The organism is Duganella guangzhouensis, from assembly GCF_009674535.1.
GTDB lineage: Bacteria > Pseudomonadota > Gammaproteobacteria > Burkholderiales > Burkholderiaceae_D > Rugamonas > Rugamonas guangzhouensis.
In genome coordinates, this window is sequence record NZ_WKJK01000005.1 from 295,165 (window position 1) to 311,174 (window position 16,010).

Sequence of the window (16,010 nt, forward strand, 5' to 3'; positions counted from 1 at the left end):
GTTATTCCTCGTTGTTCAGGAGGGTAGGTAGGTTGATATGGGTCTCGCCGGCCTGCTCCAGCAGTCCGGCCGCCGGCAGCGGCGGATAAAACAGGTCACCCTGGCAGCTGTGGCAGCCCAGTTCCTGCAGCACTTCCAGCTGCTGACGGGTGTTGACGCCCAGTGCCACCACGCGCATGCGCAGTGCCTTGGCCAGATGCACCACGGCGGCCACGATATCGGTGCCACCTTCGTCGTTGCCGATGCCGTGCACGAAGCTGCGGTCTATCTTCAGCGCGTTGAGCTGCCAGCGTTTGCAAGCCGCCAGCGACGAGCGCGCGCTGCCAAAATCGTCCAGCGCCACGCGCACGCCGGCCGCTTGCAACTGCGTCAGTAATTTGGCCAGTGGCTCGGTGGCCTCCAGCAGTAGCTTTTCGTTGAGTTCCAGGCCGATGCTGCCCGGCGCCAGTCCATGCTTGCGCATCAGCGTGGGTAGCGTGTGCAGCAGGTCCGGATGCAGCTGCGGCGTGGTCAGGTTGATCCAGATGCACAGCGGCCCGTCTGTCGTGGTGCCGTTCAGCCTTTGCCACAGGGCGACGTGTGAACAGCTTTGCGCGATCAGCCAGTGGTCGATGCGGTCCAGCAGTGCGCGCTCCTGCACGTGCGGCAGGAACTGTGGCGCCGCTAGCAGCCCATGTACCGGATGGCGCCAGTGCAGCAGCGCTTCGGCGGCAATCACGTTGCCGGTGCTGATGTCGACCTGCGGCTGGTAGCGCAGCTCGAGCTGGCCGGCGGCCAACGCCTTGCGCAACTCCAGCGTCCATTGATCGCGTTCGCGCTCGCGCACATTCAGCGCCTCGTGGAAGAACTGCACCGGTGCGGCGGCATTTTGCTTGGCGTGGTACATCGCGGTGTCGGCGTTCTTCAACAGCGCTTGCGCGCTGGCGCCATCCTGCGGGTAAAGGGCGATGCCGATGCTGGCGCCGCTCTTGAGGCGGTGGTTGCCGATATCGAAGGGCAGGGCGCAGGCCATCTCGATTTTGCGGCCGACGCGCGCCGCGTTGGCCGAGGCGGATTTGCCTTCGATCAGGACCACGAATTCATCGCCACCGAGACGGGCGACGATGTCGGCCACGCGCACCGCCGCCGTCAGGCGCGCCGCCATCTGGCGCAGCAGCTCGTCGCCGACTTCGTGGCCATAGTGGTCGTTGATCTGCTTGAATTTATCCAGATCGAGGAACAGCAGCGCGAAGCCGATGCCGCTGCGGTCAGCGGTGGCGGTCGCATGTTCCAGCTGCTGGATCAGGGCACGGCGGTTAAACAGGTTGGTTAGCGCATCGCGCGTGGACAGTTCGTGGGCGCGTTGCTCCGCCTGTTTGCGTTCACGGATTTCCTGTTCCAGTTCGGCGTTGATGCGTTCCAGGTCTTGCAGCCGCTGGACGCGCAAGTCCTGGTTAAGACTGGTCAGCTCATCGCTCTTGATGCGCAGTTGCAGATTCTTCTTTGCCATCTCGACGAACACCGCCACCTTGGCCTGCAGGATCTGCGGAATCACCGGCGTGAACAGATAGTCGGCCGCGCCTTTCTGGTATGCCTTCAGCCGGTTCAGCTCATCCGCATAGTGGGCGGTGATGAAAATGATGGGGGTGCCGGCCGAGCGCGGGTGAGAATGGATCGCCTCGGCGGTTTCAAAACCATCCATGCCAGGCATGCTGACGTCCAGCAGGATAACGGCAAATTCGTGCAGTAGCACATGGCGCAGCGCCTCCTTGCCCGAACTGGCGGTCATCAGCTGATAAATCTGCTGATTAGCCGCGTCCAGCAGCAGACTTTCCAGGGCGTAAAGGCTGGCCTGGTCGTCGTTGACGAGGAGAACTTTTGGGATCTGCACGGCTACGGTAGACGGTGGCGTTTGGAAAATAAAAGATACTCTAGTGAGATTCTTAGTCAAGTTTTTTGTGCGCTGCCGCACAATGATTTATTGCTTTATTCTATCGTTTCAATAGCCAGGCACATAGCTTTTCCATCATGGAAAATATTATCGGAATTTAAATTCCCTGAGCGCACGATTGACATGGTTTTCGACCGGCAATTCTCACCAATTCTTTCTCTGGTTCCCGCGCAGCATTAATAGTATGCTGCTGTGATGCAAAACATTTCCAACTTTAAAGTGATAATGCATGCTGAGATCGGCTAACAGGAGGAAGGCAGTTCGTGGCTCGCGCCTGGTGTTCTGGGGCGTGGGCATTGCCTTGGCCGCTGGCGTTGGTGCGCTGTTGTACGGCGCCGCCTCCCGCACGGTCGATGATGATGCGGCGCAGCGCTTCCAGAATCTGGCGCGCAGCACGCAGTACGGCATCTCGGCCCGCATCAAATCCTATGCCGATTTGACGCGCGGGCTGGCCGCGCTGTTCCAGACCTCGGACCAGGTGAGCCGCCAGCAATTCCGCCAGTACGTGACCGGCCTGGATATCCCGCGCTACTTCCCCGCCATCGAAGTGCTGAACTGGGCGCCGCTGATCACCGACGCGCAGCGCGATGGCTATGTCGCCGCGGTACGCGCCGAAGGCTATGCCGATTTCGACATCACGCCGCCGGGCCGCCGTCCCGACTACGCGGTGCTGACCTATCTCGAACCGGCGCCCCTGCTGTCGGAGCGTCATGGCTTCGACATCGCCGCCAATCCCGCCGTCGCCAAAACCCTGGCCGGTGCGCGCGACAGCGGCCAGGTGGCGGCGTCCGGCCAGCCGGTCGTCGTCAAGCTGCCGACGCCGCACTATGGCCTGGGCGTACGGTTGCCGGTCTACCGCCGCAACATGCCGCTGAATACGGTGGAGGAGCGCCGCGCCGCCTATCTGGGGTCGGTGGGCGCGGGCTTCAGCATTCCCAAACTGGTGCAGGGTGCGATTGACGAGATGACGGTGCACACCGCCCATCTCACCTTGTACGCCGATGGCAGTGTCGACGTTGAGCGCCGCCGCCTGGTGATCGAAGCCACCGATCGTTTGCTGTACAGCGATACCGGCGCGATGACCGCGACGCCGATGCCGGCGGCACAGCGCGCGGACTACTTTGAGACCGTGCTGCCGATCGATTTCAATGGCAGCTTGTGGAAGGCGCAGTTCCAGGTCCGCAAGGATGCGCTGCTGACCGGCTTCGATTTGTACTTTCCGTGGATCGCCGCGTTGACCGGCTTTGCCGGCATGATGCTGTTGTACAGCTATGTGTTCGTGCTGTATGCCTCGCGCCGCCGCGCCATCAAGCAGGGCGTGCTGCTGGATACGGTGCTGAACAACGTCGACGCCTACGTCTACATGAAGGACCAGAACCGGCGCTACCTGTACGTCAACGCGCGCATGGCCGATTCGATGGGACTGCCGGTGCAGGACATCATCGGCAAGCTGGATCGCGAACTGCTGCCGGCCGCCGAGGCCGACGCCGCGTGGGCACTGGAGCGGCCGGTGTTTGCCGATAATATGAAGCGCTCGGGCGAGACCCAGTTCATCGGCCGCGACGGCGTGGTGCAGCATCTGTGGACGGTGAAGGTGCCGGTGGAACTGGGGCGTTCGTCGACGGCGGTGATCGGGCTGTCGACCGACGTCACGGCGCTGCATCAGTTGAAGGAGGAGGCGGATGCGGCCAACCAGGCCAAGAGCGACTTCCTGTCGAATATGAGCCATGAAATCCGCACGCCGATGAATTCCATCATCGGCATGGCGCACCTGGCGCTGAAGTCGGTCACGCATCCGAAGCAGCGCGATTATCTGCAGAAGATTTACCACTCCGGCCAGCATCTGCTGGGCATCATCAACGATATTCTGGACTTCTCGAAAATCGAGGCCGGCAAGATGGACCTGGAGGTGCTGGACTTTACGCTGGATGCGCTGCTGGCCAATATCTCCAGCCAGTTGGGCGAGAGCGCGCAGGCGCGCGGGCTGGAACTGGTGTATGAAATCTGGCCCGGCCTGTCGCATCAGCTGCGCGGCGATCCGCTGCGGCTGGAGCAGGTGCTGCTGAACTTTACCAGCAACGCCATCAAGTTCTCCGACAACGGCAAGGTGATTATCCGCGCACGGCCGGTGGAGGAACGCGATAGCCACATCATGGTGCGCTTCGAGGTGGCCGATCATGGCATCGGCATGACGCAGGAGCAGTTGGATCAGCTATTCCGCTCCTTCCATCAGGCCGACACGTCGACCACGCGGCGTTATGGCGGCACCGGCCTGGGGCTGGTCATCAGCAAGCAGCTGGCGGAGCTGATGGGCGGCGGCGTCGGGGTCGACAGCAAACCGGGCGAAGGCAGTACCTTCTGGTTCACGGCGCGGTTGGCCAAGGGCGTGCGCTTCCTGCAGCCCAGCGACGAGTCGGTGCAGCCGGATGTGCTGGATAGCATACGCGGCGCCTCGATCCTGCTGGTGGAGGACAATACCTTCAGCCAGCAGGTGGGGCAGGAGCTGCTGGAAGATGCCGGCGCCACGGTCTGCGTCGCCAACAACGGCAAGGAGGCGATCGACCTGCTGCTCAAGGAGCGCTTCGATTGCGTGCTGATGGACGTCCAGATGCCGGTGATGGATGGCTATGAGGCGACGCGCCTGATCCGCGCCCATCCCAAGCTGTCGGCCACGCTGATCATCGCGATGACGGCCAACGCCGGCCGCGACGACCAGCAGCGCTGCCTGGACGCGGGCATGGACGAATTTGTCACCAAGCCGATCGCACCTAAGCTGCTGTTCGAAATGCTGTCCAAGTGGATGAGCCAGCGCGCGCGCACCGCCAGCCTTCCGCCGCGCCGGCCGGCGCCACCGCCGCCGTCTTACTTCTCGATGCCGGATGGCGCGGCGGTGCTGCCGCTGCCGCCGGTGTTTGTGCCGCGCCAGATGGCGCCATCGGCGCCCGCCATGCCATCGCTGGCCAGCGTCGCTGTCGCGACTGCGGCCGTGGCGAATGACGACGTGCCGGCCGAGCTGTTCGACCTGGCGGTGCTGGCCGAAACCTTCGCCGGCAAATCGGACAAAATGCGCAAATACGCGCTGCTGTTCCTGACCTCCGCGCGCGACAGCCTGGCCGAAATGGACGAGGCGCTGGCGATGGAAGACCTGCACCACCTGTCCGAACTGGGCCACCGCACCAAATCCGCCGCGCGCGCGGTCGGCGCCATGCAGTTCGGGAACCTGTGCCTGGCGATGGAAAAAGTCCGCAACGACGCCGACCCCGCGAACGCCACGCGCCTGCTGCAGGAACTGCACGCCATGCTGCTGGTGCTGGAGGCGCGCATCGAACAGGAACTACTGGCATATGCCCCAAGCTAGAGCGATAATACGGGATCGATCAACCTGAAGAGCTCTATGCACCCTGGCATCACCCCCGGCCTGCTGATTTTGCACGGCAACCAGATGGAACAGTTGCGCGCCGCCGTGTTTCAATGGCTGCGTAACCATCCGCTAGGGGCGCTGGAATCGGAGATCTTCCTGGTTCAATCCAACGGCGTGGCCGAGTGGCTGAAAATCGCGCTGGCCGAGGAAATCGGCATCTGCGCCGCCTCGCGTGTGGCGCTGCCGGCGCGCTTCCTGTGGGATGCTTATCGCGGCATGCTGGGCCGCGAGCGCGTGCCGCCCATTTCCGCTTTCGACAAGGGACCGCTGACCTGGCGCTTGATGCGGTTGCTGCCCGCCTTGCTGGGCGATGCCGTGTTTATGCCGCTGCGCCACTTCCTGGCCGACGGTGAGGCCGAACGCCGGCTGCAGCTGGCCGAACGGCTGGCCGACTTGTTCGACCAGTACCAGGTCTATCGCGCCGACTGGCTGGACGACTGGGCCGCCGGCCGCGATCAGCTGCGCAGCGCGCGCGGCGAGGTCACGCCGCTGCCGGAGGATCAGCGCTGGCAGGCGCAGTTGTGGCGCGCCGTGATTGCGGACGTCGAACCTCACGAGCGAGGCCTCGGCCGTGCCACCGTCCACACCGAATTCGTGCGCGCCAGCGCCGCCGGCGAGCAACCGCTGGGCAAGCTGCCGCGCCGGGTGGTGATTTTCGGCGTGTCCGCGTTGCCGTTCCAGACTTTGCAGGCGCTGGCCGCCATCGCCCGCCATACGCAGGTGCTGCTGGCCGTGCCCAATCCGTGCCAGTACTACTGGGGCGACATCATCGAAGGCCGTGATCTGCTGCGCAGCGCGCACCGCCGCCAGCAACTGCGCAATGGCCAGGACCTGGGCCAGATCCCGCTGGAAGAGCTGCACGCCCACAGTCATCCATTGCTGGCCAGTTGGGGGCGGCAAGGCCGCGATTTCGTGCGCATGCTGGACGAATTCGACGAAGCCGCGCAAGCCGCCGCCGCTGACAACGACGACGTGGCGCCGCTGCGGGTGGACCTGTTCAGCGACGGCGAGGGCGATACACTGCTGGCGCAGGTGCAGGGCGCGGTGCGTGAATTGCTGCCGCTGTCCGAGCATGACCGGCTGCCACCGCTGGCGGACGGCGACCGCTCGATCGAATTCCACGTCACCCACAGCGTGCAGCGCGAAGTCGAAGTGCTGCATGACCAACTGCTGAAAATGTTTGCCGAGGCAGAGCACAGCGGCCGTCCATTGCGTCCGCGCGATGTGGTGGTGATGGTGCCGGACATTGACACCTTCTCGGCCGCCATCCACGCCGTGTTTGCCCAGTATCGCCGCACCGATGCGCGCTACATTCCGTTCGAGATCGGCGACGTCAACGACCGCAGCGTCAATCCACTGCTGGTGGCGCTGGAATGGTTGCTGCGGCTGCCGCAGCAGCGCTGCCGCCAGAGCGAGGTGCGCGATCTGCTGGACGTGCCGGCGCTGGCCGCGCGTTTCGGCCTGTATGAGGAAGACCTGCCGACGCTGGGCCGCTGGATCGAAGGCGCCGGCGTGCGCTGGGGATTGGATCAGCAGCATCGCAGCGGCCTCGGTCTGGGCCCGGCCGGCGAACAGAATGCCTGGATCTTTGGCGTGCGCCGCATGCTGCTTGGTTACGCCAGCGGCACTGGCGGCGAGAACGGTGGCAGCTATGCCGGCATCGAACCATACGCGGAAGTGGGTGGCCTGGATGCGGCGCTGGCCGGTTCGCTGGCGCAACTGGTGGAAGCGCTGCTGCACTGGCGCGCGGTGCTGGCCGAGGCGCGTTCGCCGGCCGAGTGGGGCGTGCAGGCGCGCGCGCTGCTGGCCACCTTCTTCAAGGCCAACGAAGAGGGCGACCGCCTGACGCTGGCGCAGCTGGACGATGCGCTCAACAAGTGGCTGGACACTTGCGAGGGCGCCGGCTACGACGAAGCGGTGCCGCTGGCGGTGCTGCGCGAAGCCTGGCTGGGATTGATGGAAGAGCCGACGCTGAATCACCAGTTCGTGTCCGGCGGCGTCACCTTCTGCACACTGATGCCGATGCGCGCCGTGCCGTTCCGCGTGGTCTGCCTGCTCGGCATGAACGACGGCGACTTCCCGCGCCGCGCACCCAAGGCCGACTTCGACCTGCTGGCATTGCCCGGCATGGCGCGTCCCGGCGACCGCTCGCGCCGCGACGATGATCGCTATCTGATGCTGGAAGCAGTGCTGGCCGCGCGCGACAAGCTGTATATTAGCTGGGTCGGACGCAATGTGCGCGACAACAGCGAGCAGCCGCCGTCGGTGCTGGTGTCGCAGCTGCGCGATTACCTGGTCAACGGCTGGCAGCTGGACCTGCATGCGCGCACCACCGAACACGCGCTGCAGCCGTTCAGCCGCCGCTACTTCGAAGATGGCGGCCTGTTGACCTACGCGCGCGAGTGGCGCGAAGCGCACGGCGAGGAGGGCGACACCGCCGCCGCCACCGCGCTGCCGCCGTTCGAGATCGACGACAAGTTCCGTCTCAAGCTCAGCATGTTGCACAACTTCCTGCGTCAGCCGGTGCGCTTCTTCTTCCGCCAGCGGCTGGGCGTGATGTTTGGCGACGCGGCGCTGGTGGGCGAAGACGAGGAGCCATTCTCGCTTGACGCGCTGGAACGCTATGTGCTGGAAGACGCCATGCTGGACGAGGGCAGCGAACAGGAACCGCTGGATCAGGTCTACGACCGCCTGTCGCAACGCGCCGAACGGCTGGCGCGCGAAGGCGTGCTGCCGATCGGCTTGATCGGCCAGCAGTACCAGCACCAGCTGGTGGAAGGGCTGGTGCCAGTGCGCTGCGCATGGTTGACGCTATGCGAGTATTACGACCTCGCCGCGTCCAAGGTGGCACTGAATCTGGTGCTGGACGGCGTGCCGCTGGACGACTGGATCGACCAGCTGCGCATGACCAAGGGCGGCGAAACCACGTGGCTGGCGCAGATGTCCTCGCGCGTGGCCGATAAACAGGGCAAGCCGCGCGGCGACAAATTGATCGGCATGTGGTTGCGTCAACTGGCGGTATCTGCTGCCGACATGCAGATCAGCGGCCATCTGGTGGCGCGCGACGCCATCGTCACCATGCGGCCACTGGACCCGGCGGCGGCGCGGGAAGCCTTGCGTCAGCTGGCCGGCCTGTGGCGCGACGGCATGAACCGTCCGCTGCCCACCGCCTGCAAGACCGCGTTGGCGCTGGTGCAGGAGGGCGATCCGCGCGCGGTTTACGACGGTGGCTTCGATGTCAACGGCGAAAACGCGGACCTGTGTCTGGCCCGCGTGTGGCCGGACTTTTCAGCGCTCAGCGCCGAAGCGGACTTTGACGACGTCTCGCGCCGCCTGTATGGCCCGCTGGCGGCATGGATGGAGCAGGACATTACGATAGAACCGATCGATCCGGAGGGCGCGGCATGAGCGACGTCGCCAATCAGCTTGTCCCGCTGACCTTCCCGCTGCATGGCTCGCGCCTGATCGAGGCCAGTGCCGGCACCGGCAAAACCTGGACCATCGCCGCGCTGTATGTGCGGCTGGTGCTGGGCCATGGCGGTGACGACGGCTACAAACGTCCGCTGCTGCCAGCGGATATTCTGGTGATGACCTTCACCCGCGCCGCTACACGCGAGCTGTCCAATCGCGTGCGCGAGCGGCTGGTGGAGGCGGCGGCCTATTTCCGCGAGCCGGCGCCGCATCACCAGCCGGACGAGTATCTGGATCAGATTCTGGAATCCTATCCCGACCACGCGGCGCAACAGCAGGCCGCGCATCGTCTGCAACTGGCGGCGGAAACGATGGACGAAGCGGCCATCTTCACCATCGACGCCTGGTGCCAGCGCATGCTGCGCGAGCATGCCTTCGACAGCGGCAGCCTGTTCGACGAAGAACTGGTCAGTGACGAGCAGGCGTTATTTGAAGACGCCGCGCACGACTACTGGCGTCAGCAGGTCTACCCGCTGAACGCCGATTCACTGGATTCGCTGCTGGGCGTGTGGGGCGATGTGAGCGCGATGAAACGCGCCATTCGCGAACTGGTCAAGCGCGCCGACATCATCGGCGAAGCGGTCGGGCGCGGCGAATCGCTGGGCATGTTGATCGCCAGGACGCAGCGCGAGCAGCAGGAGCAGTTGGCCGGCCTCAAGGCCGGCTGGTACGAGCGCGCCGACCGCATGGAGCAGTGGATCGCCCAGCATCGCGCGGCTGATCCCAAGTGCTTCAACGGGAACAAGATGCGCGCCGATTCGCTAGTCAGCTGGTTCAACGGTTTCCGCGAGTGGGCGCAAGATCCGGTGCTGTTCAAACCGGCGGTGTCGGACACCGCCTGGAACCGATTGACGCCGGAGGGACTGGAAGACGCTTTCGCCAAGAACTTCAGCGCCGTGGTGCCGGAGGATTTTGAAGCGACGCAGGAGCTGAAGCAGGCATTGGCCGCCATCGATCCGCTGGACCATGTGCTGTATCGTCACGCCGCCGCCGCTGTCGCCGATCGCATGGCCGAGCTGAAAAAGCGCAGCCGCCAGTTCGGCTTCGCCGACATGCTGGATCGCCTGAACGCCGCGCTGCAGGGAGAAAATGGCGCCGCGCTGCGCAAGCGCATCACCGACCAGTATCCGGTGGCGCTGGTCGATGAATTCCAGGATACGGCACCCAACCAGTATCAGATTTTCAACGCCTTGTACCGCGTGGCCGATAATGATCCGGAGACTGGCCTGTTCCTGATTGGCGATCCGAAGCAGTCGATTTACGGCTTCCGTGGCGCCGACATCCACAGCTACCTGGCGGCGCGGCGCGCCACCGCTGGCCGTCATTACCAGTTGGGCACCAACTACCGTTCGACCAAGCCGGTGGTGGACGCCGTCAACCATCTGTTCCTTCACGCGGAGAACCGTTCGCCGGGACGCGGTGCGTTCCGCTTCCGTAACCTGCGCACCAAGGAGAATCCGCTGCCATTCGAAGCGGTCGGCGCCAAGGGACGCAAGGAGCGCATGGTGGACGCGGACGGCGACGTGCCGGCGCTGGTCATCTCCTGCAGCGCCGAGCAGAATCTGAAGGCGGACAGCTACCGCGAATACTTCGCTCATCACTGTGCTGAGGACATTGTCGCCAAGCTGAATGACGCGCGGGTTGGATTTGACGGCGGCTCGGAGGGCTTCCAGCGCTTGCAACCGGCCGACATCGCAGTGCTGGTGCGCGACCGCAAGGAGGCATCCGCGATACGGCGCGCGCTGCAGCGGCGCGGTGTGCCCAGCGTCTACCTGTCGGACAAGGACTCGGTCACTGAAAGCGAAGAAGCTGCCGACGTGCTGCGCTGGCTGTCGGCGGTCGCCAATCCGCTGGACGGCGCGCTGGCCCGCGCCGCCTACGCTACCCGCACCGCCGGCTTGCCGCTGGCCGAACTGGCGCGCTTGTCGTCGGATGAACTGGTGTGGGAAGAGCGCGTCGAACAACTGAAGGCGCTGCACATCGTGTGGCAGCGGCAGGGCGTGCTGGCCATGCTGCGCCGCTTCATCCACGAACTGCAATTGCCGGCGGCGTTGCTGCAGCAGGTTGGCGGCGAGCGGCGTCTGACCAATCTGCTGCACCTGGCCGAGCTGCTGCAATCGGCCAGCCGCCAGCTGGATGGCGAACAGGCACTGATACGCTGGCTCGCCGAACAGATCGAAGGCGGCGAGGGCGCCGGCGACGAGCGTGTGCTGCGCCTGGAAAGCGACGCCGAGTTGGTGAAAGTGGTCACGGTCCACAAATCCAAGGGGCTGGAATATCCGCTGGTGTATTTGCCGTTTGCGGTCACCGCGCGCAAGGTCGAGCGGCGCAACCGCAGCTTCTTTGAATACAGCGACGACGAGGGCGTGCGCCACATCGACATGACCATGACCGACGCCGCGCTGGATCTGGTGGAACGCGCACGCCTGCAGGAAGACCTGCGTCTGATGTACGTGGCGCTGACGCGCGCGCGTCACTTCCTGTGGCTGGGCGTGACCGCGCTGTCGGCCCGCAAGGCCGGCGAGAATACGCTGCACGACTCGGCGCTGGGCTATCTGCTGACCGGCGGCGAAGTGCTGCCGTCCGAACTGATGATGGAACGCTGGCAGCACGCCTGCCAGGACTGCGCGGCGATCAGCCTGGCCACGCTGGAGATGCAACTGCAGCAGGTGACGCGGTTGAGCCGCGTCGAACAACGCCCGCCGTTGCTGGAGCCGCAGCATTACAGCGGCCACTTCGAGCGTGACTGGTCGGTCAGCAGTTTCAGCTCGCTGGCGCGGCGCACCGGGCCGACCGGCACCATCAGCGCGGACGGCGTGGTGCCGCGCGACGCGCAGCAGGAAAAACTGCTGGAGGGCGGCGAGCAGCCGGCCATGGTGCAGCCGACCCGGGTTGAAGACGCGCCGTGGCACCGCTTCCCGCGTGGTTCGGTGCCGGGCAACTTCCTGCATGAGCAGCTGGAGTGGATGGGGCAGGAGGGCTTCGGCATGGTCCACGACGAGAACTTTGAAGCGCGCCTGACGCGCCGCGTCGAGCGCGCCGGCTGGGGCAATCGTCTCGACGACACCTTGGCATGGCTGCGCGAAATCGCTGTTACGCCGCTGCCGCATCTGGATGCGCCCTTGAGCAGCATCGTCGCGCCGCTGCCGGAGATGGAGTTCTGGTTCCCCAGCGAGCGCCTCGCCACCGGCGCGCTGGATAAACTGTGCGCCACCCATTTGCTGGGCGGTGCCGCGCGGCCGGCGCTGCCGGAGCGCGCGCTGCACGGCATGCTGAAAGGCTTCTGCGACCTGGTGTTCGAGCATGAAGGCCGCTACTGGATCCTCGACTACAAATCAAATGCGCTGGGTGGCGGCGACGCGTCCTACCACGAGCCGGCGCTGATCGGCGCCATGGCCGAGCATCGCTACGACATCCAGGGCGCGATCTACATGCTGGCGCTGCACCGGCTGCTGCAAAGCCGGCTGGGCGACGCGTACGATCCGGCCGAACAGCTGGGCGGCGCCATCTTCATGTTCTTGCGCGGCATAGGCAATGCGCAAACGCGCGGTTGCTACTGGATCGCGCCGGATGCCGATCTGCTGGACGGGCTGGATCGCCTGTTGGGAACACCTCATGAGTAATGCATTTTTTGATCAAGTCGAAGCGCTGACCGAGGCCGGCCTGCTGCGGCGCCTCAGTGGCGCCTTCGCGCGCTTCATCGCCTCGGTGGGTGACGACGGACCGCAATTGATGGCCGCCTGCGTGCTGCTGTCCGAACTGGAAGGGCGCGGCCACAGCTGTCTGATGTTGAGCGAATTGAACGCCGATCCGGCCGCTCTGCTGGGCTGGAGCGGCGACGAATGGCGCGAGTTGCGTGCCTCGGTGGGCGACTGGCCGGCCGACACCGCCGCCTGGCGCGCGTTGCTGGCTGGCTGCGCGCAGATCTGGCCGGCCGGCAGTCCCGACTTGAATCAGCCGCTGGTGCTGGATGGCGAGCGGCTGTACCTGCGCCGCTACTGGCAGGACGAAACCCACGTCGCCGGAGCGGTGCGCGGGCGTGCCCTGGACCGGGTGATGGCGGCGGATGAGGAAGCGGCCACCGACGACATCCGGCGCTGGCTGGACATCCTGTTTCCGCACGCACCGCGCGGCGGTGGCGTTGACTGGCAGAAAGTCGCGTGCGCGGTGGCGGTGCGTGGCAAGCTGGGCATCATCACCGGCGGGCCGGGCACGGGCAAGACTTACACGGTGGCGCGGCTGCTGGCCCTGCTGTTTGCCACCGCCGGCGGGCGGCAGGACGGTTTGCGCGTGGCGCTGGCGGCACCGACCGGCAAGGCGGCGGCGCGGCTCAAGCAATCGATTGATACTGCGCTGGATGAGCTGGCCGTCAAGGTCGGATCGGCGCTGCCGCTGCGCGAGCTGGCAGCGCGAATGGGCGCGGCGCGCACCTTGCACAGCCTGCTGGGCGCGCGGCCGGATACGCGGGCGTTCCAACATCATGCCGGCAACCAGCTGGATGTTGATGTATTGATTGTTGACGAGGCGTCAATGATTCACCTGGAAATGATGTCCGCACTGTTGGCAGCGTTGCCGAACAAAGCCACGCTGATCTTGCTTGGAGATAAGGATCAGCTGGCGTCGGTGGAGGCGGGCGCGGTGCTGGGCGACCTGTGCCACAAGGCCGAGGCCGGCGAGTATCGGGCAGAAACCTTGTCATATGTGCATGCCAGCACCGGGCAGCAGATCCCGGAAGGCTTCGAAGGACGAGGCGGCCCGATTGCCCAGCAGACCGTGATGTTGCGCGAAAGCCGACGCTTCGGCGGCCCGATTGGCGCGCTGGCGCTGGCGGTTAATGCCGGCGATGGCGCCAGCGCCGTTGACGTGTTGCGCGAAGCACAAGATAACAAGGTGTCTTGGACCGATCTGGCGCAGTCTAGCGACCTGCTGCAACTCGCGTTGGCGGGGCGGCCGGGTGCTGAAGGCGGCTACCGTCAATATTTGCAATTGATAAAGAATACACCGGCGGAAGTCGATGAGATCGTACAACTTGCCTGGGTGAAATCCGTTCTGCAAGCGTTTGAAAGCTTCCGTATTCTGTGCGCGGTGCGTGAAGGCGAGTGGGGAGTGTCGGGCCTGAACGATGCAATTGAACAAAGATTGCAGGCGGCCGGCTTGCTCAAGCGCACCGGCGAATGGTATATCGGCCGGCCGGTGATGGTCACCCGCAACGACTACGCGACCGGCGTTTTCAACGGCGACATCGGCCTGACCTTGCCCGATCCGGCGCGTCCCGGCGCGTTGCGGGTGTACTTCTCGGAAGGCGACAACGTCCGCAGCGTACTTGCCACAAGACTAAGAAACGTCGAAACCGCGTTTGCCATGACAGTGCATAAATCACAAGGTTCCGAGTTCCGCCACACCGCCATGGTCTTACCCAAAGACAGCGGCGGCATGTTGGCGCGGGAGCTGATCTACACCGGCATCACCCGCGCCCGCGACTACTTTACGTTACTCACGCCCAACGGCCAAGTGCTGCTCGACGCCATCGCCCAGCGCACCCAGCGCGCCAGCGGCCTCCGCAATCTCCTCAACACTTAACTCCGGGGTCAGGTCCATCATTTCTACACGAACTGGGCTGTAGTGGTCGCTACAGCCCAGTTCGTGTAGAAATGATGGACCTGACCCCGGGTTTTAAGCCAGGAGTTGGCGCGATTTTGCTGGTTTCTGGCATGTATAGGCGAAAAAAAGCCGGACGCGGGGTCCGGCTGCTTTGCGTGGGGTGCGCGGAGTTACATGGCGCGGCGGATGCGCTTGCTCTGCTTGACGGCTTTTTTCTTGCCCTTGGCCGAGGCTTTCATGACTTTTGGTTTCTCGTCCGGTCCGGCAATGAAGCGGCGGATGTTTAACGCGTCCATCATGCGGGCGGAGTTGGCTTTGGCATTCAGCAGCACCAGGGTGTTGTTCTTGCCGCCGGATTTGAAGCGCATGATCAGGCAGCGGCCGGCTTCTTCGGTGTAGCCGGTTTTCGACAGACCAACGTCCCAACCTTTGGCGCCAACCAGACGGTTGGTGTTGTGGTATTCGACTTTGCGACCTTTGATGTTGATCACGTCCTTGGTGTCGGTGGTGATGCGGCGGATGTCCGGATAGGCCGAGGCGGCGGTGGCGATCTTGACCAGGTCGGTCGCGGTCGACATGTTTTGCGGCGACAGGCCGGTCGGCTCTTCGATCACGGTCTGGCTCAGCCCCAGCGCTTTGATCTTGGCGCGTACCGCCATGCGAAACGCCGGCAGGCCGCCCGGATAGGTCCGGCCCAGCGAGGCGGCGGCGCGGTTGTCTGATGACATCAGGGCCAGTTGCAATACGTCACCACGGGTCAGTTCGGCACCAACCGGCACGCGTGAGGCGCTGTGTTTCAGCATATCAACGTCGGCGCGGTCGATTTCGATCTTTTCGTCCATGTCTTGCTTGGCATCCAGGACTACCATCGCGGTCATCAGTTTGGTCAGCGAGGCGATCGGGACTTGCGTGGTGGCATTTTTTTCCAGCAGGACTTTGCCGGTGGCGTCTTCGACCACCAGCACCGACTCAGAGCTGAGCGGTACCGCGGCGAAGGCCGCCGCCGTAAACGTACTCAGCAATACAGCAGCAATTTTCTTGAGCATAGGGTTTTCAGATGGGAATAGGGTAACTTCGGACACGTCTGGGCGACGTGGCACGCACAAAAATCTCTTTAAGAAATCTAGCTATGCGGCAATATTCTCGAAGGATAGACAATAACATTAAAGCTGCTTCTCGTCTATTGTGTCTAAGTATCAGATTATTATATTTTTTTTCGCTGTTGCGGCCGGAATGCAAAAAAGCCCTGAGACGGGAGAGTGCTCAGGGCTTTTTTCCGGACGCCGGCCACGGCGGTGGCCGGGACGGGTTGCGTTGCTAGCTGCCGATCTTGGCGATCGAGACTTCGGTGGATTTCACGAGGGCAATCACTTCGCTGCCAACTTTGAGGTCCAGATCCTGGATCGAACGGGAGGTGATCACCGAGGTGACGATCCCGTGCTGGGTTTCTACATCGACTTCCGAAACGACTGGGCCAAAGATGATTTCCTTGATCTTGCCACGGAATTGGTTGCGTACATTAATTTCAGAAATGGCCATCGTGCTTCCTTTGTCTGGTTGATTACTACGCCTCCAGATTACGGCCAC

Annotated in this window: 7 protein-coding genes; 4 read left to right on the forward strand and 3 right to left on the reverse strand. The window is 64.0% G+C overall.

Going from position 1 to position 16,010, the window contains the following annotated elements; translation table 11 throughout:
- Position 1: 1 nt before the first annotated feature.
- On the reverse strand, positions 2-1,870 hold the full coding sequence (locus GJ699_RS11990) for a putative bifunctional diguanylate cyclase/phosphodiesterase (protein WP_371867536.1): 1,869 nt from the start codon (positions 1,868-1,870) through the stop codon (positions 2-4).
- Positions 1,871-2,159: 289 nt separating this feature from the next.
- On the opposite strand from GJ699_RS11990, the gene GJ699_RS11995 reads away from it, so the two are divergent.
- Genes GJ699_RS11995 through recD form a run of 4 tightly spaced genes read left to right on the forward strand, consistent with a single transcriptional unit; the run spans position 2,160 to position 14,402 of the window.
- Positions 2,160-5,288 carry a CHASE domain-containing protein gene (locus tag GJ699_RS11995; RefSeq protein WP_154376439.1) on the forward strand — a complete coding sequence of 1,043 codons (3,129 nt, stop codon included), beginning with the start codon at positions 2,160-2,162 and terminating at the stop codon, positions 5,286-5,288.
- Between the two features lie 36 nt (positions 5,289-5,324).
- The gene (gene recC, locus GJ699_RS12000) at positions 5,325-8,759 is read left to right on the forward strand and encodes an exodeoxyribonuclease V subunit gamma (RefSeq protein ID WP_154376441.1); all 3,435 of its coding nucleotides are present in this window, start codon (positions 5,325-5,327) and stop codon (positions 8,757-8,759) included.
- A complete protein-coding gene (gene recB, locus GJ699_RS12005) occupies positions 8,756-12,445 on the forward strand; it encodes an exodeoxyribonuclease V subunit beta (protein WP_154376443.1) in 3,690 nt (1,229 codons plus the stop codon). Before recC ends, recB begins: the two co-directional genes overlap by 4 nt.
- Positions 12,438-14,402 (forward strand): exodeoxyribonuclease V subunit alpha, encoded by a 1,965-nt coding sequence (recD, locus tag GJ699_RS12010; protein WP_154376445.1) that lies wholly within the window; start codon positions 12,438-12,440, stop codon positions 14,400-14,402. Before recB ends, recD begins: the two co-directional genes overlap by 8 nt.
- 191 nt (positions 14,403-14,593) lie before the next feature.
- Here recD and GJ699_RS12015 read toward each other — a convergent pair whose 3' ends face one another.
- Positions 14,594-15,469, reverse strand: a complete 876-nt coding sequence (locus GJ699_RS12015) for a serine hydrolase (protein WP_154376447.1) — start codon at positions 15,467-15,469, stop codon at positions 14,594-14,596.
- A 271-nt stretch (positions 15,470-15,740) separates the two neighbouring features.
- Entirely contained in the window at positions 15,741-15,962 is a 222-nt protein-coding gene (locus GJ699_RS12020; protein ID WP_154376450.1) for a TOBE domain-containing protein, read from the reverse strand.
- Between the last annotated feature and the right edge of the window lie 48 nt (positions 15,963-16,010).

Bases quoted from the DNA above. Each gene is read 5' to 3' on its own strand.
- recC (WP_154376441.1), top strand. From the start codon at position 5,325: ATGCACCCTGGCATCACCCCCGGCCTGCTGATTTTGCACGGCAACCAG.
- GJ699_RS11995 (WP_154376439.1), top strand. From the start codon at position 2,160: ATGCTGAGATCGGCTAACAGGAGGAAGGCAGTTCGTGGCTCGCGCCTG.
- recD (WP_154376445.1), top strand. From the start codon at position 12,438: ATGAGTAATGCATTTTTTGATCAAGTCGAAGCGCTGACCGAGGCCGGC.
- recB (WP_154376443.1), top strand. From the start codon at position 8,756: ATGAGCGACGTCGCCAATCAGCTTGTCCCGCTGACCTTCCCGCTGCAT.
- GJ699_RS12015 (WP_154376447.1), bottom strand. From the start codon at position 15,469: ATGCTCAAGAAAATTGCTGCTGTATTGCTGAGTACGTTTACGGCGGCG.
- GJ699_RS12020 (WP_154376450.1), bottom strand. From the start codon at position 15,962: ATGGCCATTTCTGAAATTAATGTACGCAACCAATTCCGTGGCAAGATC.